Origin of the sequence: Caulobacter sp., assembly GCF_035254145.1 — a bacterium.
Classification (GTDB): Bacteria; Pseudomonadota; Alphaproteobacteria; order Caulobacterales; family Caulobacteraceae; genus Caulobacter.
The window spans coordinates 24,910-42,639 of the sequence record NZ_DATFAV010000053.1 but is presented as its reverse complement, the minus strand read 5'-3'; the positions used below and the strand labels follow the sequence as shown (position 1 = coordinate 42,639).

The window sequence follows — 17,730 nt, the reverse complement described above, 5'->3', positions numbered from 1 at the left end:
GCCCTCCTTGTAGTCGCGCGGGAAGACCTGGGTGGCGGCGACGTAGAAAATGCTGGCGACGACCAGTCCCAGGATGAGCAGGGCATAGCTGTAGGGCGCCGGGCGGAAGATCACCCAGGCCTGGTTCCAGAAGCTGGCGATATCGATGGCCACGAACAGCGCCAGCATCGGCGTCAGCACGCCGAACCGCACCGCGCGCCGCTCGTGCAGCAAGCGCGCGAAGCCGCCGACCAGCTCGGCCACGGAGAAGCCCAGCAGCAGGCCGTAGAAGCTGAAGAAGAACTCGAATGCGTCCACGAAAGCCCCCGCTTCCCCGCGTCAGATCATTTCCAGATCGGCGTCCCGGCGCCGGGCAGACCCAGGCGCGCCCATTTCTCGCTGACGGCGTCGACCACGGCCTGGTCCATGCGGATCTCCTCGCCCCACTCGCGCTTGGTCTCGGGCGGCCACTTGTCGGTGGCGTCGAGGCCGATCTTCGAGCCGAGGCCGCTCTCGGGGCTGGCGAAGTCGAGATAGTCGATCGGCGTGTGCTCGATCACCGTGATGTCCCGCGCGGGGTCCATCTTGGTGCTGATCGCCCACATCACGTCCTTCCAGTCGCGGGCGTTGATGTCGTGGTCCACAACGATCACCCACTTGGTGTACATGAACTGGCGCAGATAGCTCCACACACCCAGCATCACGCGCTTGGCGTGGCCGGGATAGGCCTTCTTCATCGACACCACGGCGATCCGGTAGCTGCAGCCCTCGGGCGGCAGCCAGAAGTCGACGATCTCGGGGAACTGCTGGCGGATCAGCGGGATGAACACCTCGTTCAGCGCCTCGCCCAGCACGCTGGGCTCGTCCGGCGGCCGGCCGGTGAAGGTGGTCAGGTAGATCGGGTCCTTCCTCATGGTGATCGCCGTCACCTGGAAGACCGGGAACTTCTCGACGCTGTTGTAGTAGCCAGTGTGGTCGCCGTAGGGGCCCTCGTCGGCATATTCGTCCAGCAGGACGTGGCCCTCGATGACGATCTCGGCGTGGGCCGGCACCATCAGCGGCACGGTCTTGGCGGGCACGAGGTCGACCTTGGCCCCGCGCAGCAGGCCGGCGAACTGGTATTCCGAGAGGGTGTCGGGCACCGGCGTCACGGCCGCCAGGATGGTGCCGGGATCCGCGCCCAGCACAGCGCAGGCGGGCAGGGGCTCCTTGTTTCCCGCCTTCTTGTGGCGGGCGTAGTGCTGGGCCCCGCCACGGTGGGCCAGCCAGCGCATGATGCACTTGTCCTTGCCCAGCACCTGCATCCGGTAGATGCCGAGATTGAAGTCGTCCTCGCGGTCCTTGCCCGGGCCCTTGGTGACGACCAGCGGCCAGGTGATCAGCGGCGCAGGCTCGCCTGGCCAGCAGGTCTGGACCGGCAGCTTGGTGAGATCGATCTGGTCGCCGGTCAGGACGACCTCCTGCACGGGGGCCTTCTTCACCGTCCCGGGGCGCATGCTCATGACCGTCTTGGCCAGGGGCAGCATGTCGAGGGCGTCCTTGATCCCCTTGGGCGGCTGGGGCTGGCGCAGGAAGGCCAGCAGCTCGCCGACCTCGCGCAGCTCGCCCGCCGTCTCGCGCGGCTCGCCGCCCAGGGTGACGCCCATGGCCACGCGCTTGACCGTGCCGAACAGGTTCGCCAGGGCCGGCATCGCCGAGCGCGAGCCGTCGGGCAGCAGGACGTTCTCGAACAGCACCGCCGGACCGCCGGTCTCCAGCAGGCGGGTCTGGATCTCGGTCATTTCCAGGACGCTCGAGACGGGCTCGGTGACCCGCACCAGTTCGCCCTTGGCCTCCAGGACGTCGATGAACTCGCGAAGGGAACGGTAGGCCATGGGGACTCCTGGGAACGGGCGGAACCTAGACCGGGTGTGCGGAGAACTGAATCCGTTTTCGACAAATCCCTGTCATCCCAGCCGCGGCGTGGCGGAGAGCCGGGACCGCAACGGGCTCAGCGCTTTCGGCGGTCCCGGATCGGCGCGCTACGCGCTTGTCCGGGACGACAGATCTTATTGAGCGACCGCCAGATCATCCGCGTGGATCATCGGACCTTCGGTGAACCCGAGCTCGGCCTCGATGGCGTCGGAGCGCAGGCCGGCGATGCGGTGGGCGTCGGCGCTGTCATAGCGGACGAGGCCGCGCGCGACCTCGCGGCCGGTCTCGTCGCGCACGCGGACGGCGTCGCCCTTGTCGAACGGGCCCTCGATGGCGCGGACCCCGGCGGCCAGCAGGCTCTTGCCGGACTCCAGCGCCCGGACCGCACCCGCGTCGATCGTCACCCAGCCCTGGGGCGCCAGCGAACCGGCGATCCAGGCCTTGTAGGCGGCGGTGGGGCTGGCGCCGGCCTCGATCAGGGTGGCCTTCGCCCCCTCGGCGATGGCGGCCAGCGGGCGCGGGCGCGAACCCAGGGTGATCAGGGTGGCGCAGCCGGCGGCGCGGGCGATGCGGGCGGCGGCGATCTTGGTGGCCATGCCGCCGGTGCCGACCCCGGCCGCGGCGTTGGCGCCCTCGGCCATGCCGGCGATCTCGGAGGTGATCTCGGTCACCAACGGGATGTGCTCGGCCTTGGGGTTCTTGCGCGGGTCGGCGGTGTAGAGGCCGTCGATGTCGGAGAGCAGCACCAGCAGGTCCGCGCCGGCCATCTGGGCCACGCGGGCGGCCAGGCGGTCGTTGTCGCCGTAGCGGATCTCCTCGGTGACGACCGTGTCGTTCTCGTTGACCACGGGCGCCACGCCCAGGCTCATCAGGGTCTCGATCGTGGCCCGCGCGTTCAGCCAGCGGCGGCGCATCTCGGTGTCGTCGCGGGTCAGCAGGATCTGGGCGACGCCGACGCCGTGCGGCTCGAACGCCTCTTCCCAGGCCCGCATCAGCAGCGACTGGCCGGCGGCGGCGGCGGCCTGCTTTTCCGGCAGGGTCGCCTTGCGGCCAGACAGGCCGAGACGCCGGCGGCCCAGGGCGACGGCGCCCGACGAGACCACCAGCACCTGCTTGCCGGCTGCGCGCAAGGCCGCGGCGTCGGCGCAGAAGGCCTCAAGCCAGGCGCGGTCGGCCGCGCCGGTCTCGTCGTCGACCAGCAGGGCCGAGCCGACCTTGAACACGATGCGGCGGGCGGCCTGGAAAGCCCCCTGGGAGGCCTGGCTCACGGCGTCCAGCCCCCGGGGGTCTCGTCGACGTGGTCCTCGTCCTCCTGGATCTCTTCCTCCAGATCGCCGCGCCGGATCCGCACCTGCCTGTAGGCCGCGCGCAGCAGCTCCTTCACGCCCTGGCCGGAAACGCCTGACACCAGGTAGGGCTTGACGCCCGACACGGCTTCCAGCTCGGCGGCCTTCTCGGCGAGAGTCTCCTCGTCAAGGGCGTCGATCTTGTTCAGCGCCAGGATCTCGGCCTTGTCGGCCAGTTCGTCGCCATAGGCTTCCAGCTCGGCCCGGATCGTATGGTAGGCGCCGGCCACGTCGTCCTGGGTGGCGTCGACCAGGTGGATCAGGGTCGCCGAGCGCTCGACGTGACCCAGGAACCGGGTGCCCAGGCCTGCGCCTTCGCTGGCCCCCTCGATCAGGCCGGGAATGTCGGCCAGCACGAAGCGCTCGCTCGACGACAGATCCACGACGCCGAGGTTCGGCGTCAGGGTGGTGAACGGATAGTCGGCGATCTTGGGCTTGGCGGCGCTGGCGGCGGCCAGGAAGGTCGACTTGCCCGCGTTGGGCAGGCCCACCAGGCCGACGTCGGCGATCAGTTTCAGTCGCAGCCAGATCCAGCGTTCCTCGCCCTCCTGGCCGGGGTTGGCGTATTTGGGCGCCTGGTTGACCGGGCCCTTGAAGTGCAGGTTGCCCCAGCCGCCGTTGCCGCCCTTGGCCAGCAGCACGCGCATGCCGGCGTGGTCGAGATCGACGATCAGGGTCTCCTTGTCCTCCTCCAGCACTTCGGTGCCGACGGGAACCTTCAGGACGACGTCCTCGCCGGCGGCGCCGTGGCGCGCGCGGCCCATGCCGTGCACGCCCGTGCCGGCCTTGAAGTGCTGCTGGTAGCGATAGTCGATCAGGGTGTTCAGGCCTTCGACGGCCTCGATCCACACGTCGCCGCCGCGACCGCCGTCGCCGCCGTCCGGGCCGCCGTACTCGATGTACTTCTCGCGGCGGAACGAGACCGACCCGCCGCCGCCGTTACCGGAGCGGATGTAGATCTTGCATTGGTCCAAGAATTTCATGGGGCTCTTTTGTCCCAAGGCGTCCCGCGCGTCGAGCCAAAACCCCGCTTGGCCCGTGGCGCTTGGTCACGGTGGTTAATTCTGGAAACTCGCGGCCGGCGTTCCGCGTCGTGACGAAATGTTAAAACACCTAATGTGACATAGTGTCATGGCTGCGAACCGCCGTTTTTCCGCGGCGGAGCGGGAGGCTGACCTTGGCGACCGAAGTAGAAGGCGATCCGATTCTGGCGAAGGACCTGCGGGAGCTGTCCACGCAGGATATTCATCGCAAGTATAGCGCCGAAGCCTCCGTTCACCGCAACATCTTGATCGGCCGGGGCACTGGCGTCGCGCCGCAATGGCGGGAGTTCAAGTCGTTTCTCGGCGAGGTCGGGGCTCGCCCGTCCGCCGATCACACCCTCGTCCTGCTGAACCGCTACGAGCGGACCTACGGGCCGGGCCGCGCCAGGTGGATGACCGCCGAGGAGCAGGCCGCCCACGAAGCCGAATTCGATCGCCTGCGCGCCGAGAAGGAGCGCGAGGAACAGCTGCTGCAGCACAAGACCGCCGCCACCCGGCGCGCCGGAACGCCGGGCGCTCCCTCCTTCGGCCAGTGGACGCCGATGGCCGGCAAGCAGGTGGCCTACACCGACGTCGCCAAGAAGCTGGCCATCCCGGTCAACGCCCTGTCCAAGACCATGCCCGCCGGCACCACCGCCGACGAACTGGTCAAGCGCTCGGCGGCCGCCAACGAACTGATCAACGAGAACGCCTCCTGGCTGCCGCCGGACCCTGTCCGCAAGGCCGGCTTCTTCGAGGCCTATCGCATCTGGCACCTGCAGGTGCAGCCGCAGTTCGCCCGCGCCGCGACCCCGACCTTCCTGTTCCTCTACATCGCCCTGCCGGTCATGAAGCAGTGCCGCGATGAGCTGATCGACCTGGACCTGTGGAACCCGCTGGGCCAACGCGCGCTGAACGCCCGCGACAGCCACCATTCGTGGAAGAAGTACACGGAGTTCATGCCTCGGGCGCAGGTCGCGATGATGGAAATCCCCATCTACGCCACCTATTCGCTGCTCAGCGACCTGGACGCCCTGTGCGAGCGGATCACCACGGCCGAGAAGCGCTTCCGCGAAGGCCCGCAAAAGGTGATCCACACCCACCGCGCGGCTTAAGATTCTCCCCCGTGCCACGGGGGAGTTGTCGCGAAGCGGCTGAGGGGGCTAATGCGGCCCTGTTCCAGCTAGCCCCCTCCGGCCCGCTGGGCCACCTCCCCCGCAGCGCGGGGGAGGATTACTACGCCAGCCAGACCATCATCCGCGTCGCCGCCAGCGTCCCGCGGGCGATCGAGGGCTTGTGCTCGACGACGCCCGTGTAGAGAAAGCCGGCCTTGACCAGCACCCGGCCCGAGGCGTCGTTGTCGGCGAAATGTCCGGCGGTGACGTAGCGCTTGCGCCAGGCCGTGCGGGCCCAGTCCAGGGCGCCCCTGGTCGCCTCGGTCGCATAGCCGCGCCCCCAATAGGGCCGGCCGACCCAGTAGCCCAGCTCGACCTGGCCCTCGGCGGTGGTGAACATGCCGATCACGCCGATCAGGCCCTCGCCCACCAGGTCGATGGCGAAGGTGTTGTCGCGCGAGCGGTCCTGGGTCCCGCAGCGGGCGACGAAGTCCTCGGCGTGGCCGCGGGTATAGGGCGATGGCATGCGCGTGGTCATGCGCGCGACCTCATGATCGACGCAGAAGGCCGCCACGCGCTCGACGTCGGCCTTGGCCGGAGCGCGCAGCGTCAGCCGCTGGGTCTCGATGACGGGTCTTTCTTCGATGACGCACATCGGCGCCTCCCAGGGTTCTCCGGTTCTCTTGAAGCGGAACCGTGACGCCGCCGTGGCGATATCCGTTGCGGCGGCGAGACAAAACAAAAGCGGGGAGCCCGGCGTTCCGGACTCCCCGCTAGAGATCGTCTGTCCGGATCGTCTTCTTCTTGAGAAGCACGATCCGAAAAACTCTGGGTCGTGCTTACTCGGCCGGTTGAGCGGCCGGGGTCACCGTCACGTACGTACGGTTATGCTTCTTGGTCACGAAGCCCACGGCGCCTTGCACGAGCGCAAAGAGGGTGTGGTCCTTGCCGATGCCGACGTTGGCGCCCGGATAGAACTTCGTGCCGCGCTGACGCACGAGGATGTTGCCGGCGAGAACCTTCTCGCCGCCGAACTTCTTCACGCCAAGGCGCTTCGACTCTGAGTCGCGACCGTTGCTGGACGAGCCGCCTGATTTCTTGTGAGCCATCTTGCTCTCCTACCTTTAGAAGGCGTCGCCGTTAGGCTTCGCCTTCCTCCGTCTTGGCGGCGGCCTTCTTAGGGGCGGCCTTTTTCTTCGGGGCTTCGGCGACGGCGTCGGCGTGTTCGACGACGGCGGCTTCGACCTTCGGGCTGGCCTTCGAGGCCTTCTTCACCACCGGGGTGGCTTCGATGGCGGCCGGGACCGTGAACGGCACGGCGGCGTCGCCGAGGCCGCGAGCGCGGGCGTTCAGGATGACCTTCGGGGTCAGGTCGATCGACCCTTCCCACTTGGCTTCCTTGCCGGCGCCGGCGACCGACGTGACGCGCACGACGGATTCGAGCTGGCGATGACCGCGGGTGCGGCGATAACCCTGGCGACGGATCTTCTTGAAGATCTTCACCTTCTCGCCCTTGCGGGTTTCGAGCAGGGTGCCGGAGACGACAGCGCCGTCCACGGTGGGGGCGCCGACCGTCACGGCCTCGCCTTCGCCAAGCATCAGGACTTCGCCAAAGGCCACGGCAGCGCCGGGTTCACCTTCGAGCTTTTCGACCACCAGCAGGTCGCCGGCTTGAACCCGGTACTGCTTGCCGCCGGTTTTGATCACCGCGTACATAGGTTTAGCGCCTTAAAAACGTGCGTTCGCAAAATAGGGAACGCCCGCTCGGAAACCCGGCGGGCGAAGAGGGCGCGACTTATACAGCCCAAAGCCCGGGAGTCAACGCCGTCGCGGCGGATTCCGACGCTCATCCCGGCAATCGCGAGAAGATCGCAAGAACCTCCTGGCGTGTTACTTTATAACACGCTATATGCCGTTCGGTGAACCCGACGCTCTTCGCTCCCATCGCCGCCACCGGCTTCGCCGTCGCCTTCCTGCACGCGGCCCTGCCGACCCATTGGCTGCCCTTCGTGCTGGTCGGACGAGGACAGCACTGGTCGGCGGGCAAGACCCTGAGCATCACCGCCCTGGCGGGACTGGGCCACGTGGCCTTCACCATCCTACTGGGTCTCGTGCTGGTCGGCGCCGGCCTGGCCGTGCAGCCTCACATGGGCGCGGTCTTCGGATGGGCGGTCGGCGGGCTGATGGGCGCGTTGGGGCTCTTCTATCTATGGCGTGGCCGCCACGATCATGGCGAAGCCGAGGTCCGGACCCGGCGCTACGCCTCCGACCGGGCGGCGATCATCGCCCTGGTCGTGCTGCTGACCCTATCGCCCTGCGAGGCCTTCCTGCCGATCTATCTGGCCGGGGTGAAGCACGGCTGGACCGGCTTCATGGCCTTGAGCGCGGTGCTGATGGCCGCCACCGCCACGGGCATGCTGCTGTTCACCACGCTCAGCCTGGCCGGCGTCAAGCGCCTTGGGCTTGAGCGTATCGCCCGTTACGAATCGACCATCCTGGGCCTGGCGCTGATCGCCATGGGCCTGGGCGTGGCGTTCCTGGAGCTCTAAGCCGGCGGGGGAGTTCCGCTCGCGGCTCCGAGCGCCTAAATAGCGCTCCATGACCCAAGCTTCTCCCTCGGCCTCCCCCGCTTCCGGCAAGATTCCCGTCACCGTGCTGACCGGCTATCTCGGCGCCGGCAAGACCACGCTGCTCAACCGCATCCTCACCGAGGAGCACGGCAAACGCTACGCCGTGATCGTCAACGAGTTCGGCGAGGTCGGCATCGACAACGACCTCGTGGTCGGCGCGGACGAGGAAGTGTTCGAGATGAACAACGGCTGCGTCTGCTGCACGGTGCGCGGCGACCTGATCCGGGTTCTCCAGGGCCTTATGAAGCGCAAGGGCGGCTTCGACGCCATCATCGTCGAGACCACGGGCCTGGCCGATCCTGGCCCGGTGGCCCAGACCTTCTTCGTCGACGAGGACGTCAAGGCCCGCACGGCGCTGGATTCGGTGACCGCCGTGGTCGACGCCAAGCACATCCTGCTGCGGCTTTCCGACTCCAAGGAAGCGGTCGAGCAGATCGCCTTCGCCGACCAGATCGTGCTGAACAAGACCGACCTGGTCTCGGAAGACGACTTGCGCCACGTCGAGGCTCGGATCCGCCGCATCAATCCGTTGGCCCCGATCCACCGCGCCCAGCGCTCGAACGTTCCGCTGGAGGCGATCCTGGGCAAGCACAGCTTCGACCTGGAGCGGATCACCGAGTTGGAGCCGGAATTCCTGAACCCCGCCCATGGCGAGGCCGGCCACGTCCACGACGAGCATTGCGGCCACGATCATCACCATCATGACCACGACCATGACCATGTGCACGACGAGCACTGCGGTCACGATCATCACGGCCATGCCAGCGACATCCACGATGACGGCGTCAAGGGGATCTCCCTGACGCTGGACAAGCCCGTCGACGGCCAGAAGATCACCGCCTGGCTCAACGACCTGCTGGCCAAGCGCGGTCCGGACATCCTGCGCGCCAAGGGCATCATCGACGTCAAGGGCGAGAACAAGCGCCTGGTCTTCCAGGCGGTGCACATGATCCTGGAAGGCGACTTCCAGCGCGAATGGACCGACAAGGACAAGCGCTACAGCCGCATGGTCTTCATCGGCCGCGATCTGGACGAGGCCGAACTGCGCAAGGGCTTCGAGGCGACGGCGGCTTAACGCCTGGTCCGACGATCGGGCGCCGTTACGCCGTAGTCTGGCTGGTCAAGCCGTCGCTCTGGGACTCAAGGCCCGCGAGGATCTGGCTGATCAGCCGGGCGCTCAGCGTCTCGGACATGGCCATGCCGCTGAAATCCGTCTGGGCGGCTGAGCGATAGGCGGCGATCTGGCTGTCGGGGATCTTGTGGGGTCCATCGCCGTTGGACGCGCGTTGGGCCTGGTCGGTCTGAGACTGTTCAGGCGTCTTGATCCTTTCGGCGGCCACCGCGACGGGGACCGGGCCGCCCGTCGTGGATGCGACCAGGGAGAGGGGGATCAGGCGACCAGCCCGAACCTCGTCTGTACCGGTCAATCCGTCGCCATCGGCGTCGACGGCTATGAAGACCGAACCCGATATCGCGCCCGCATCGAGGTTCGACGCCCGGCGCAAAACCTTTTCGGCCTCCCATTCCGAATCCGAAAGCTTGCCGTCGCCGTCCACGTCGGCGCGGGCGAACAGGGCGGTGATGTCCTGCGTCTCCTGCTCGGACCGCGCTCCCTCCAACAGGGGGAGTGTCCCCTTGCTGGCCTTGAGCGCGGTTGGCGACCTGGACGCCGCCTGAGCTTCGACGAGCGCCGACAGCGTGTCGTTCGACAAGGTGACGGACGACCCGGTCATTTCAGCCCGGCTGATTTTTCCGTCCGTGTCGGCGTCGAGCGTCTTGAACGTCGAGGCGTAGTCTTGGCTGTCGGGTCCGGCGGTCTTCAGCTCGTCGAGGGACAGACCGTCGCTCTTGTCGACGTCCAGATGGTCGAACAGGCGCTGATATAGCTGCTGGGTCAGGCCGCCGCTGGCGATTGAAGTCATGATGCGTTCCCAAGAGCCGGTGCTGTTCGGCGATCGGGTCAAGCAAGAATCAAGCCAAGGTTGAGCTATGTGGCAAAGCCGTGAATCTCTTTTCCAGGTCTCGGCGCCAAAGAAAAACCCCCGCCGGGCAAGCCCTGCGGGGGTTCGATTTTCTTGGCTGTCGCCGAGGATCCTTAGTGGATGTCCTCGTTGATCAGGCCGACCTTGTACCAGCCAGCCGTCTGCAGCTGGTTCAGCACGCCCATGAAGTCGGCGTACAGCACGTCGGCGTCGGCGCGGATCATGACGCGCTGTTCGTCCTTCGGGCCGGCTTGGCCGGTCGCTTCGAACTTGGCGTTCAGATCAGCTTCCAGGCCGTCGAGGCTGGTTTGCTTTTCGGCGATGAAGATCGCGCCCGACTTTTGGATCGAGATGAAGACCGGTTCCTTCGGCTTCTCCTGCGTCGGGTTCGGCACCGCCGGCGGCAGGTCGATCTTGATGGACGTCACGGCCATCGGCACGGCGACCATGAAGATGATCAGCAGCACCAACAGAATGTCCACGAAGGGCGTGACGTTGATTTCGGAATTCTGGCCCAGCGAATAACGGCCACCGCCGCCGCCAGCAAGTTTAGCCGCCATGCCTGACTGTCTCCCAGAAGGCCACGCGCCCCGCGCGCGCCTGAAATGTCGTTACCTCGCCACGTCTGGCGCAGACGGGCGCGGAAGTAAAGCCCGAGGACGCGGCGCAATAGCAACCCCCTTTTTTCGACTTTCCGCCGAACGCCGTTCGAACGGGCGCCCGACGCGAAATGCGCCCGGAAACGCATCGGCTTGAAAGAGACTGGCCGTGACGGCTCCTCTGCCTTATCTCGCGCGCATGATCTTTTCCTTCGACGCCTTCGTCACCGACGCCATTTTCGACCGCTCCGGCCGGGCCGCTTTCGCCCTGGGCGACGGCACGGTGCGCCTGCAGACGCAGGACGGCTTCGTCACCGTCGAGGCTCACGGCGGGCCGATGGGCGGCGCCGTCCTGGCCGCGGCCGTCCATCCCAGCGGCGTGGGGATCGTCACCGGCGGCGATGACGGCCGGGTGGTCTGGAGCCGAATCGAGAAGGGAGAAGTCGTCGCCTCCCTGATCGCCGAGTTGAAGGGCAAGTGGATCGAGCACATCGCGACCAGCGCCGCTTCGGGTCTGATCGCTTTCACCGCCGGCAAGGAGGTCCATGTCCGCGACGCCGCCGACCTGGCGTTCGCTCGAACCTTCGCGCACGAGAAGACGGTCTCGGGCCTGGCCTTCGAGCCCAAGGGCCGGCGCTTGGCCAGCGCCACCTATGGCGGGGCCTCTCTCTGGTACGCCCGCATCGCCGACCAGAAGCCGCAATTGCTGAAATGGGCCGGCAGCCACATCGCCGTGGCCTTCAGCCCGGACGGCAAGTTCCTAATCTCGTCGATGCAGGAGAACCAGCTGCACGGCTGGCGCCTGTCGGACGGCAAGGACATGCGGATGGGCGGCTATCCGGCCAAGATCAAGAGCCTGGCCTTCTTCGACAAAGGGAACCTGTTGGCGACGGCCGGCGCCAACGGCGCGGTCATCTGGCCGTTCGCCGGGGCCAGCGGTCCGATGGGCAAGGAAGCCGCCGAGATCGGTTTCTCCCGCGATTCGATGGTCGTGCGGGTGGCCGGGATCGACGCCCATCCGGTCTGCCTGGCTGGCCAGGACAACGGCAAGATCTGGGCCGCTCACATGCGCAACGGCCGCATCGAGACCCTGAAGGCCGAGAAGGGCGCGCCGATCAGCGCCCTGTCGGTCAGCGCCGACGGCAAGCTGATGGCCTGGGGCGACGAGGCCGGCGAGGCCGGGGTGATGGAAATCCCCGACATCAGCGGCCCGCGGCAGTTCGCGGGGTGACCTGCTAGTCCGATCTTCCCGGCGAATTAGAACCCCTTCAGCTCGCCCCACTCCTCGAACGGGGCGCGGCGGCTGCGGAAGTTGTTCACCGGGGCGGTCTCGTCGCGGTAGCCCAGGGCCATGCCCGAGAACAGCATGTGGCGTTCCGGCAGGCCGACATGGTCGTCGACGACCTTGTTGTAGTGCGACCAGAACTCCTGCGGGCAGGTGTCCAGGCCCCGCTCGACGGCCAGCAGCATGAAGGTCTGCATGAACATGCCGACGTCACTCCACTGTGGCGGCCCGCAACGGCGGTCGATCGAGAAGAACAGCTGAACGGGCGCGCCGAAGCCCTGGCCGTTGGTCGAGAACCACTGAAGACGTTGCAGCTTGTCCTCGCGCGGAATGCCCAGCGCTCCGTACATGTCCTCGCCGACCTGGAAGCGGCGGCTGCGCAGCGGCTCCCATAGGTTGGCGGGATAGACGTCGTATTCGGTCGGATCGGGCGAGGCCACGCGTTGCAGCATGGTCGTTGTCAGGGCCTTCAGCGGCTCGCCCGCCACGACCTGCACGCGCCAGGGCTGGAGATTGCCGCCGGACGGCGCCCGGGCCGCGGCCTCGAGCAGTTCGCGCACCAGCGCGCCGTCGACCGGGTCAGGCTTGAAGGCGCGCACCGACATGCGGCGGTTGACGGCGTCGATCACGTCCATCGAAGGCTCCCTTGATGTTCTCGCCGCTATGCCCGAGACAGCGACTTTCGCTCTGGCTAGCATCCCGCCGCAGCGTAAAGACAAGCATGTCTGGACTTTTTGGGGGACGTTCCTTGCGGCGGCTTCTGCGCAACCTCGCCTTGGCTCTGTTCATCATCCTCGTGGCGGGACCCGTGGCGACGGTGATTCTCTATCGCTTCGTGCCGCCGCCGGTGACGCCGCTGATGGTGATCCGCATGGTCGAGGGGCGGGGGCTGGACCATCGCTGGCGGCCGATCGACGAGGTCTCGCCAGCCCTGCCGCGCGCCCTGATCGCCGCCGAGGACGCGCGGTTCTGCGACCACCACGGCTTCGACCTGAACGCCCTGCAGAAGGCCTACGCCAATAACGAGGCGGGCAAGAAGATCCGCGGCGGCTCCACGATCAGCCAGCAGACCGCCAAGAACGTCTTCCTGTGGCCGGGGCGCTCCTATGTCCGCAAGGGACTGGAGGCCTGGTTCACCGTGCTGATCGAGGTGGGGTGGGGCAAGAAGCGGATCATGGAGGTCTATCTGAACTCCATCGAGTTCGGTCCGGGCATCTATGGCGCCGAGGCCGCCGCCCAGCGCTATTTCGGCGTCGGCGCCGACGAGCTGACCCCGGCGCAGTCCGCGCGCCTGGCCGCCATCCTGCCCAGCCCCCTGAAATGGAAGGTGATCAAGCCGGGCAAGTACGTCGCCAGGCGCACGAAGAAGATCGGCAAGGCCTCGGGCGCGGTGCGCCGCGATGGGCTCGAGGCCTGCGTGAGCTAGCCGCGCATGCCCAGGAAGGCGAAGACCGCGCCCTGCGGGTCCTTGGCGTTGACCACGAAGGCGCCGCCGGGAACCTCGACGGGGCCCATCAGGATCTCGCCGCCGTTTGCCTTCACGCGCTCGACGGCCGAGTCGACCCCGTCGACTCCGAAGTAATAGAGCCAGTAGGGGCCCGGCGCGGGGGCATGGTTGCTGAACATGCCGCCGATCGCCGCCTTGGGCGGGCCGAACGTCTGGTAGACGCCCATCTCGCCCATTGGTACGGCGTCGTGCCTCACCCAGCCGAACAGCGGCGCATAGAAGTCGAACGCCTTCTCCCAGTCGGCGGCGTGAAGTTCCGACCAGCCCAGCGAGCCGGGAGACATGGGCGCGGGGCGCGGCGGGGCCGTCTCGAGCGATCCCCTGAACAGCACGAACACCGCGCCTTGCGGATCGGCGACGACGGAGAACCGGCCGACGCCAGGGATGTCCTGCGCCGCCTTGTGGATCGTCCCGCCGGCGGCCTGAACCTTGCCGGCGAAGGCGTCCACGTCGTCGACCCCGACATAGCCCAGCCAGCCGGGCGGAACGCCCTGCATCTCCAGCATGCCGCCGACCGGAATCTCGCCGGCCTTGAAGATCGTGTACGGGCCGGCGGGACCGGAGGACATGTCCGAACCCCAGCCGATGACCGCCTTGTAGAAGTCGCCGGCCGCCTTGGCGTCGGGGGTGACCAGTTCGAACCAGACGAAGTCGTTGGCCATGATCGTCTTTCCTTGTGGGGCAAGGGGGCCTTGCGGGGCGATGAACGGGGAGGGGCCGGGCGCAGGCACCGCTTCGACGAAGGCGTTCCAGGACCGGATCATCGGGTCAGGCCGCGGCGTCGCCGCAGCAAGCGGACTTGGCCGGGGCGTCCTCGTACTCGTCGTGACGGCGCACGAAGCCCATCGTGCCCCCCTCTTTGCGGCCGAGCGGCGCGCGGTCGAGGATCATCAGTGTGCCAATCATCTCCTCGGGGCCGCGAGCGTAGGAGGAATAGGTGTGGAACACTTGTCCATCGGCGTCGCGATAGAAGGCCGACAAGCCGGGCAACTCGTCGTGGCCTTGCGCGGCCGGCAGGTCGGTGAAGTTGTAGTTCACCGTCTCGGCGGCCAGCTCTTCGGACGTGAACGAGACGTGGAAATCGTGGTTGAAATCGCTGTCGTGCGACGACACCCAAGGAAAGCGCCAGCCCATGCGGCGCTTGTAGGCCTGAACCTTCGGCAGCGGCGCGCGCGAGACGGCGACCAGGGTGACGTCGTGGTGGTTCAGGTGCGCCAGCATGCCGTCGAAATGGTCGGCCATGAACGAGCAGCCGGGACAACCCGCGTCCCAGTCCAGACCCAGCATGAAATGATAGATCATCAGCTGGCCGCGGCCGTCGAACAGCTGCGCCAGGGTCTTGCGGCCCGTCTCGGTGTCGAAGACGTAGTCCTTGTCGAGCTTGACCCAGGGCAGGGCCAGCCGCTCCGCGTTCAGGGCGTCGCGCGCTCGGGTGTGGGCCTTCTCCTTGATCAGCAGGGCCCGGCGGGCCTGGAGCCAGTCTTCGCGGGAGACCACGGCATGCGACATCACGTCCTCCGTAAGCTGAGCAGTTTCGGCTTGACTAATAACGTTGATATCAACATAATTTCGGCATGTCAAAGCCGGTCGCGATTCCCTTCGAAACGACGATCCACGTCCGCGACACCTGCCTGTGCCTGCACGTCCAGCGCGCCGCCCGGGCCCTGGCCCGCCGGTTCGACGAGGCGCTTCGTCCCCTGGGGCTGACCAACGGCCAGTTTTCGCTGCTGATGTCGCTGAACCGGCCCGAGCCGGCGGGCTTGGGCGGCGTCGCCAACCTGCTGGCCATGGACCGCACCACCCTGACCGCGGCGCTGAAGCCGCTGGAGCGGCGCGGCCTGCTGACCGTGGCGCCCGACCCGAAGGACGGCCGCGCCCGGGTGCTGAGCCTCACCCCCGACGGCCGCGCCCTGCTCGCCCAGGCCTTGCCGATCTGGACCCGCGAGCACGGCAAGCTCGACGACGACCTGGACGGCGGGGCCGAGGATCTGCGCGCGGGCCTACGGGCGATCGCCTAGTCCACCGCCAGGATCACGTCGGAGGCGGCGATCCTCGCCTCGACCTTGGCGCCTAGGGCCAGGGACCAGGCGGGGTCCTGCGGCCTCAAGGTGGCCACCAGGCTCTTCCCCGAAGCCAGGGCGATCGTCGCCTCGGCCGAGGCTTCGCCCGCCTCGCGGTCGATGATTTCGCCCAGCAGGCGGTTGTCGCCGTCGCCCTCGTCCAACCGAACGAAGCTGGACTTGATCAGGGCGATAGCCGGGCGGCCGGGCGCAAGCCCCAGGTCCTCGACGCTGCGGCGGGTGATCGAGGCGCGCAGGGACAGGCTCTCGCCCAGCGACAGGGTTACGGTCGCCGTCACGCTGTCGCCTTCGATCGCCGCCACGGTCCCGCGCAGGGCGTTGCGGGCGCTGGTGCGAAGCCCCAGGCTCCACAGCAGCTCGGCGTCGCCTTCGAGCCCCGCCTCCAGCCGCGAGAAGGCCGAGCCGATCTCGCGCTCGGCGGCGCGGAAGGCGCGGATCACCGCCTGGCCTCGCGCCGTGACCTGGGCGGCCCCGCCGGTCTTGCCGCCGGACGCGGCGCTGACCAGCGGCGTGTCGAACAGGTTGTTGAGCGCCTGCACCCCGTCCCAAGCGCCCTTGTACGAGAGCCCGACTTGCTTGGCCGCGGCGCTGATCGAACCCAGGCGCGCGACGGCCTCCAGCAAGGCGATGCGCTCCAGCCCCACGCGGGCGAGACCCCCGCGCTTGAGGATCAGGGAGGCGCTGAAGTCCGCATTGCCGCTCACTGGTCGTGTCCCGATTTCATCGTTATGTAGTCCGACTGCATAACCGATCGCGCCCAAGAGGATTACCAGATGATCGTCCGTCGTCCGATCCTGATCGTCACCCTGGCGGCCGCGCTCTCGCTGGCGTCGGGCGCGGCGGCCCTGGCCGGCGAGACCAAGGTGGCGGTGGCCGCTAACTTCACCGAGGCGGCCAAAGCCATCGCCGCGAAGTTCAAGGCCAAGACCGGCCACGACGCGATCTTGAGCTTCGGCTCGTCGGGCCAGTTTTACACCCAGATCGCCAATGGCGCGCCGTACGAGGTTTTCCTGTCGGCCGACGTCGAGCGCCCGCGGAAGGCCGAGGCCGAGGGGCTGGCCGTCCCCGGTTCGCGCTTCACTTACGCCACCGGACGGCTGGTGCTGTTCAGCAAGACCCTCGGCCTAGTGGACGGGAAGGGCGCGGTGCTCTTCAAGGGCAAGTTCGAGAAGCTTTCCATCGCCGCCCCCGCCACCGCGCCTTATGGCCAGGCGGCGGTCGAGACCCTGACCAAGCTGAAGCTGTACGATGCCTTGAAGCCGAAGATCGTCACCGGCACGTCGATCACCCAGGCCTACCAGTATGTGGAAACCGGTGCGGCGGAGCTGGGCTTCGTCGCGCTGTCCCAGGTGATCAATGAGCAAGGCGGTTCGCGCTGGGTCGTGCCGGCCAGCAATCACACGCCGATCGACCAGCAGGCGATCCTGCTGAAGACCGGCGCCAATAACGAGGCGGCCCAGGCGTTCCTGAAATTCCTGAAGAGCAGCGACGCCAAGGGGATCATCAAGCGCTACGGCTACGAGGATCGCTAACCATGGCGGACGTTCTGTGGCTGACGGCGAAGCTGGCCGGGATAACCACGATTTTGCTGCTGATCCTAGCCACACCCATAGCTTGGTGGCTGGCGCGTGGGCAATCGAGCCTGCGGACGGTGGTGGTGGCCCTGATCGCCCTGCCGCTGGTGCTGCCGCCGACCGTGCTGGGCTTCTATCTGCTGATCGCCATGGGGCCGAAGAGCCCGCTGTTGGCTCTATTGCATCCGTTCGGAATTCGGACCTTGGCCTTCACCTTCGAGGGTCTTGTCGTCGGCTCGGTGATCTATTCGCTGCCGTTCGCCGTCCAGCCGCTGCGCAACGCGTTCCTGGCGGTGGGCGACGAGCCACTGGAGGCCGCCGCCACCCTCGGCGCCTCGCGCTGGCAGGGTTTCTGGCGCGTAGCCCTGCCGCTGGCCATGCCGGGCTATATCGCCGCCACCATCCTGGCCTTCGCCCACACGGTCGGGGAATTCGGCGTGGTGATGATGATCGGCGGCAACATTCCCGGCGAGACCACCGTGCTGTCGACCGAGATGTATCACTTGGTCGAGGCCCTGGAGTGGAAAGAAGCCCACCACCTGTCTCTGCTGGTGATGGCCTTCGCCTTCGTGGTGCTGTTCGCCCTGCTGGCGCTGGAGTCGCGCTCGAAGATCCTGCTGCGGACCCGCGCATAAAAAAGGGGGCGCGGCGTTGGCCGCCGCGCCCCAGGAACCGAGATCATGATGGCGGGGAGGA

At 67.4% G+C, this 17,730-nt stretch carries 20 protein-coding genes and 1 pseudogene; 8 read left to right on the top strand and 13 right to left on the bottom strand.

The features are described 5' to 3' along the window. From VJ655_RS02950 to obgE, 4 genes and pseudogenes are all read right to left on the bottom strand, one after another. Positions 1-297 (bottom strand): annotated as a pseudogene (locus tag VJ655_RS02950) (hypothetical protein); the annotation flags it as partial. A 26-nt stretch (positions 298-323) separates the two neighbouring features. Then, complete coding sequence (locus tag VJ655_RS02945; RefSeq protein ID WP_324098078.1) at positions 324-1,853, bottom strand: UbiD family decarboxylase; 1,530 nt, start codon at positions 1,851-1,853, stop codon at positions 324-326. Positions 1,854-2,027: 174 nt separating this feature from the next. After that, a complete protein-coding gene (proB, locus tag VJ655_RS02940) occupies positions 2,028-3,161 on the bottom strand; it encodes a glutamate 5-kinase (protein ID WP_324098076.1) in 1,134 nt (377 codons plus the stop codon). Further along, on the bottom strand, positions 3,158-4,222 hold the full coding sequence (gene obgE / locus VJ655_RS02935; RefSeq protein ID WP_324098074.1) for a GTPase ObgE: 1,065 nt from the start codon (positions 4,220-4,222) through the stop codon (positions 3,158-3,160). The genes proB and obgE overlap by 4 nt, the downstream gene beginning before the upstream one ends. Before the next feature lie 194 nt (positions 4,223-4,416). Here obgE and VJ655_RS02930 point away from each other — a divergent pair, with 194 nt between their 5' ends. Further along, positions 4,417-5,376 carry a hypothetical protein gene (locus VJ655_RS02930; protein ID WP_324098072.1) on the top strand — a complete coding sequence of 320 codons (960 nt, stop codon included), beginning with the start codon at positions 4,417-4,419 and terminating at the stop codon, positions 5,374-5,376. Positions 5,377-5,497: 121 nt separating this feature from the next. Here VJ655_RS02930 and VJ655_RS02925 read toward each other — a convergent pair whose 3' ends face one another. From VJ655_RS02925 to rplU, 3 genes are all read right to left on the bottom strand, one after another. After that, complete coding sequence (locus VJ655_RS02925) at positions 5,498-6,031, bottom strand: GNAT family N-acetyltransferase (RefSeq protein ID WP_324098070.1); 534 nt, start codon at positions 6,029-6,031, stop codon at positions 5,498-5,500. A gap of 184 nt (positions 6,032-6,215) precedes the next feature. After that, positions 6,216-6,485, bottom strand: a complete 270-nt coding sequence (gene rpmA, locus VJ655_RS02920) for a 50S ribosomal protein L27 (protein ID WP_291871980.1) — start codon at positions 6,483-6,485, stop codon at positions 6,216-6,218. Between the two features lie 31 nt (positions 6,486-6,516). Beyond that, a complete protein-coding gene (gene rplU / locus VJ655_RS02915) occupies positions 6,517-7,092 on the bottom strand; it encodes a 50S ribosomal protein L21 (protein ID WP_324098068.1) in 576 nt (191 codons plus the stop codon). A gap of 203 nt (positions 7,093-7,295) precedes the next feature. Here rplU and VJ655_RS02910 point away from each other — a divergent pair, with 203 nt between their 5' ends. Together VJ655_RS02910 and VJ655_RS02905 are read left to right on the top strand one after the other, a co-directional pair. Continuing rightward, positions 7,296-7,925, top strand: coding sequence for a hypothetical protein (locus VJ655_RS02910; protein ID WP_324098066.1), 630 nt, complete (start codon positions 7,296-7,298; stop codon positions 7,923-7,925). Between the two features lie 49 nt (positions 7,926-7,974). Beyond that, the gene (locus tag VJ655_RS02905) at positions 7,975-9,081 is read left to right on the top strand and encodes a GTP-binding protein (protein WP_324098064.1); all 1,107 of its coding nucleotides are present in this window, start codon (positions 7,975-7,977) and stop codon (positions 9,079-9,081) included. A 25-nt stretch (positions 9,082-9,106) separates the two neighbouring features. Here VJ655_RS02905 and VJ655_RS02900 read toward each other — a convergent pair whose 3' ends face one another. Together VJ655_RS02900 and VJ655_RS02895 are read right to left on the bottom strand one after the other, a co-directional pair. After that, on the bottom strand, positions 9,107-9,928 hold the full coding sequence (locus tag VJ655_RS02900) for a hypothetical protein (RefSeq protein ID WP_324098062.1): 822 nt from the start codon (positions 9,926-9,928) through the stop codon (positions 9,107-9,109). 173 nt (positions 9,929-10,101) lie between these two features. Further along, positions 10,102-10,548 carry a biopolymer transporter ExbD gene (locus VJ655_RS02895; protein WP_324098060.1) on the bottom strand — a complete coding sequence of 149 codons (447 nt, stop codon included), beginning with the start codon at positions 10,546-10,548 and terminating at the stop codon, positions 10,102-10,104. A gap of 238 nt (positions 10,549-10,786) precedes the next feature. On the opposite strand from VJ655_RS02895, the gene VJ655_RS02890 reads away from it, so the two are divergent. Next, positions 10,787-11,818 carry a WD40 repeat domain-containing protein gene (locus tag VJ655_RS02890; protein ID WP_324098080.1) on the top strand — a complete coding sequence of 344 codons (1,032 nt, stop codon included), beginning with the start codon at positions 10,787-10,789 and terminating at the stop codon, positions 11,816-11,818. Positions 11,819-11,844: 26 nt separating this feature from the next. Here the strand turns inward: VJ655_RS02890 and VJ655_RS02885 are convergent, their stop codons facing one another. Beyond that, complete coding sequence (locus VJ655_RS02885; protein ID WP_324098058.1) at positions 11,845-12,507, bottom strand: nitroreductase; 663 nt, start codon at positions 12,505-12,507, stop codon at positions 11,845-11,847. An 86-nt stretch (positions 12,508-12,593) separates the two neighbouring features. Between VJ655_RS02885 and mtgA the strand changes: the two genes are divergently transcribed. Then, the gene (gene mtgA, locus VJ655_RS02880; RefSeq protein WP_324098056.1) at positions 12,594-13,298 is read left to right on the top strand and encodes a monofunctional biosynthetic peptidoglycan transglycosylase; all 705 of its coding nucleotides are present in this window, start codon (positions 12,594-12,596) and stop codon (positions 13,296-13,298) included. Here mtgA and VJ655_RS02875 read toward each other — a convergent pair. Together VJ655_RS02875 and VJ655_RS02870 are read right to left on the bottom strand one after the other, a co-directional pair. After that, complete coding sequence (locus tag VJ655_RS02875) at positions 13,295-14,041, bottom strand: VOC family protein (protein ID WP_324098054.1); 747 nt, start codon at positions 14,039-14,041, stop codon at positions 13,295-13,297. The two genes, mtgA and VJ655_RS02875, sit on opposite strands and share 4 nt — an antisense overlap. 106 nt (positions 14,042-14,147) lie before the next feature. Then, on the bottom strand, positions 14,148-14,888 hold the full coding sequence (locus tag VJ655_RS02870) for a thioredoxin family protein (protein WP_324098052.1): 741 nt from the start codon (positions 14,886-14,888) through the stop codon (positions 14,148-14,150). A 65-nt stretch (positions 14,889-14,953) separates the two neighbouring features. Between VJ655_RS02870 and VJ655_RS02865 the strand changes: the two genes are divergently transcribed. After that, entirely contained in the window at positions 14,954-15,397 is a 444-nt protein-coding gene (locus VJ655_RS02865; RefSeq protein ID WP_324098050.1) for a MarR family transcriptional regulator, read from the top strand. Here the strand turns inward: VJ655_RS02865 and VJ655_RS02860 are convergent. Beyond that, complete coding sequence (locus VJ655_RS02860; RefSeq protein ID WP_324098048.1) at positions 15,394-16,164, bottom strand: TOBE domain-containing protein; 771 nt, start codon at positions 16,162-16,164, stop codon at positions 15,394-15,396. The two genes, VJ655_RS02865 and VJ655_RS02860, sit on opposite strands and share 4 nt — an antisense overlap. A 69-nt stretch (positions 16,165-16,233) precedes the next feature. Here VJ655_RS02860 and modA point away from each other — a divergent pair, with 69 nt between their 5' ends. Further along, positions 16,234-16,992, top strand: coding sequence for a molybdate ABC transporter substrate-binding protein (modA, locus tag VJ655_RS02855; RefSeq protein ID WP_324098046.1), 759 nt, complete (start codon positions 16,234-16,236; stop codon positions 16,990-16,992). A 2-nt stretch (positions 16,993-16,994) separates the two neighbouring features. Further along, on the top strand, positions 16,995-17,669 hold the full coding sequence (gene modB, locus VJ655_RS02850) for a molybdate ABC transporter permease subunit (RefSeq protein WP_324098044.1): 675 nt from the start codon (positions 16,995-16,997) through the stop codon (positions 17,667-17,669). The last annotated feature ends 61 nt before the right edge of the window (positions 17,670-17,730 follow it).

What these genes read in the sequence shown, in the direction of transcription:
- VJ655_RS02900 (WP_324098062.1), bottom strand. Translation starts at nt 9,928, where the DNA reads ATGACTTCAATCGCCAGCGGCGGCCTGACCCAGCAGCTATATCAGCGC.
- obgE (WP_324098074.1), bottom strand. Translation starts at nt 4,222, where the DNA reads ATGAAATTCTTGGACCAATGCAAGATCTACATCCGCTCCGGTAACGGC.
- mtgA (WP_324098056.1), top strand. Translation starts at nt 12,594, where the DNA reads ATGTCTGGACTTTTTGGGGGACGTTCCTTGCGGCGGCTTCTGCGCAAC.
- VJ655_RS02870 (WP_324098052.1), bottom strand. Translation starts at nt 14,888, where the DNA reads ATGTCGCATGCCGTGGTCTCCCGCGAAGACTGGCTCCAGGCCCGCCGG.
- VJ655_RS02895 (WP_324098060.1), bottom strand. Translation starts at nt 10,548, where the DNA reads ATGGCGGCTAAACTTGCTGGCGGCGGCGGTGGCCGTTATTCGCTGGGC.
- modB (WP_324098044.1), top strand. Translation starts at nt 16,995, where the DNA reads ATGGCGGACGTTCTGTGGCTGACGGCGAAGCTGGCCGGGATAACCACG.
- VJ655_RS02890 (WP_324098080.1), top strand. Translation starts at nt 10,787, where the DNA reads ATGATCTTTTCCTTCGACGCCTTCGTCACCGACGCCATTTTCGACCGC.
- VJ655_RS02905 (WP_324098064.1), top strand. Translation starts at nt 7,975, where the DNA reads ATGACCCAAGCTTCTCCCTCGGCCTCCCCCGCTTCCGGCAAGATTCCC.
- VJ655_RS02885 (WP_324098058.1), bottom strand. Translation starts at nt 12,507, where the DNA reads ATGGACGTGATCGACGCCGTCAACCGCCGCATGTCGGTGCGCGCCTTC.
- VJ655_RS02875 (WP_324098054.1), bottom strand. Translation starts at nt 14,041, where the DNA reads ATGGCCAACGACTTCGTCTGGTTCGAACTGGTCACCCCCGACGCCAAG.
- rplU (WP_324098068.1), bottom strand. Translation starts at nt 7,092, where the DNA reads ATGTACGCGGTGATCAAAACCGGCGGCAAGCAGTACCGGGTTCAAGCC.
- rpmA (WP_291871980.1), bottom strand. Translation starts at nt 6,485, where the DNA reads ATGGCTCACAAGAAATCAGGCGGCTCGTCCAGCAACGGTCGCGACTCA.
- modA (WP_324098046.1), top strand. Translation starts at nt 16,234, where the DNA reads ATGATCGTCCGTCGTCCGATCCTGATCGTCACCCTGGCGGCCGCGCTC.
- VJ655_RS02865 (WP_324098050.1), top strand. Translation starts at nt 14,954, where the DNA reads ATGTCAAAGCCGGTCGCGATTCCCTTCGAAACGACGATCCACGTCCGC.
- VJ655_RS02945 (WP_324098078.1), bottom strand. Translation starts at nt 1,853, where the DNA reads ATGGCCTACCGTTCCCTTCGCGAGTTCATCGACGTCCTGGAGGCCAAG.
- VJ655_RS02925 (WP_324098070.1), bottom strand. Translation starts at nt 6,031, where the DNA reads ATGTGCGTCATCGAAGAAAGACCCGTCATCGAGACCCAGCGGCTGACG.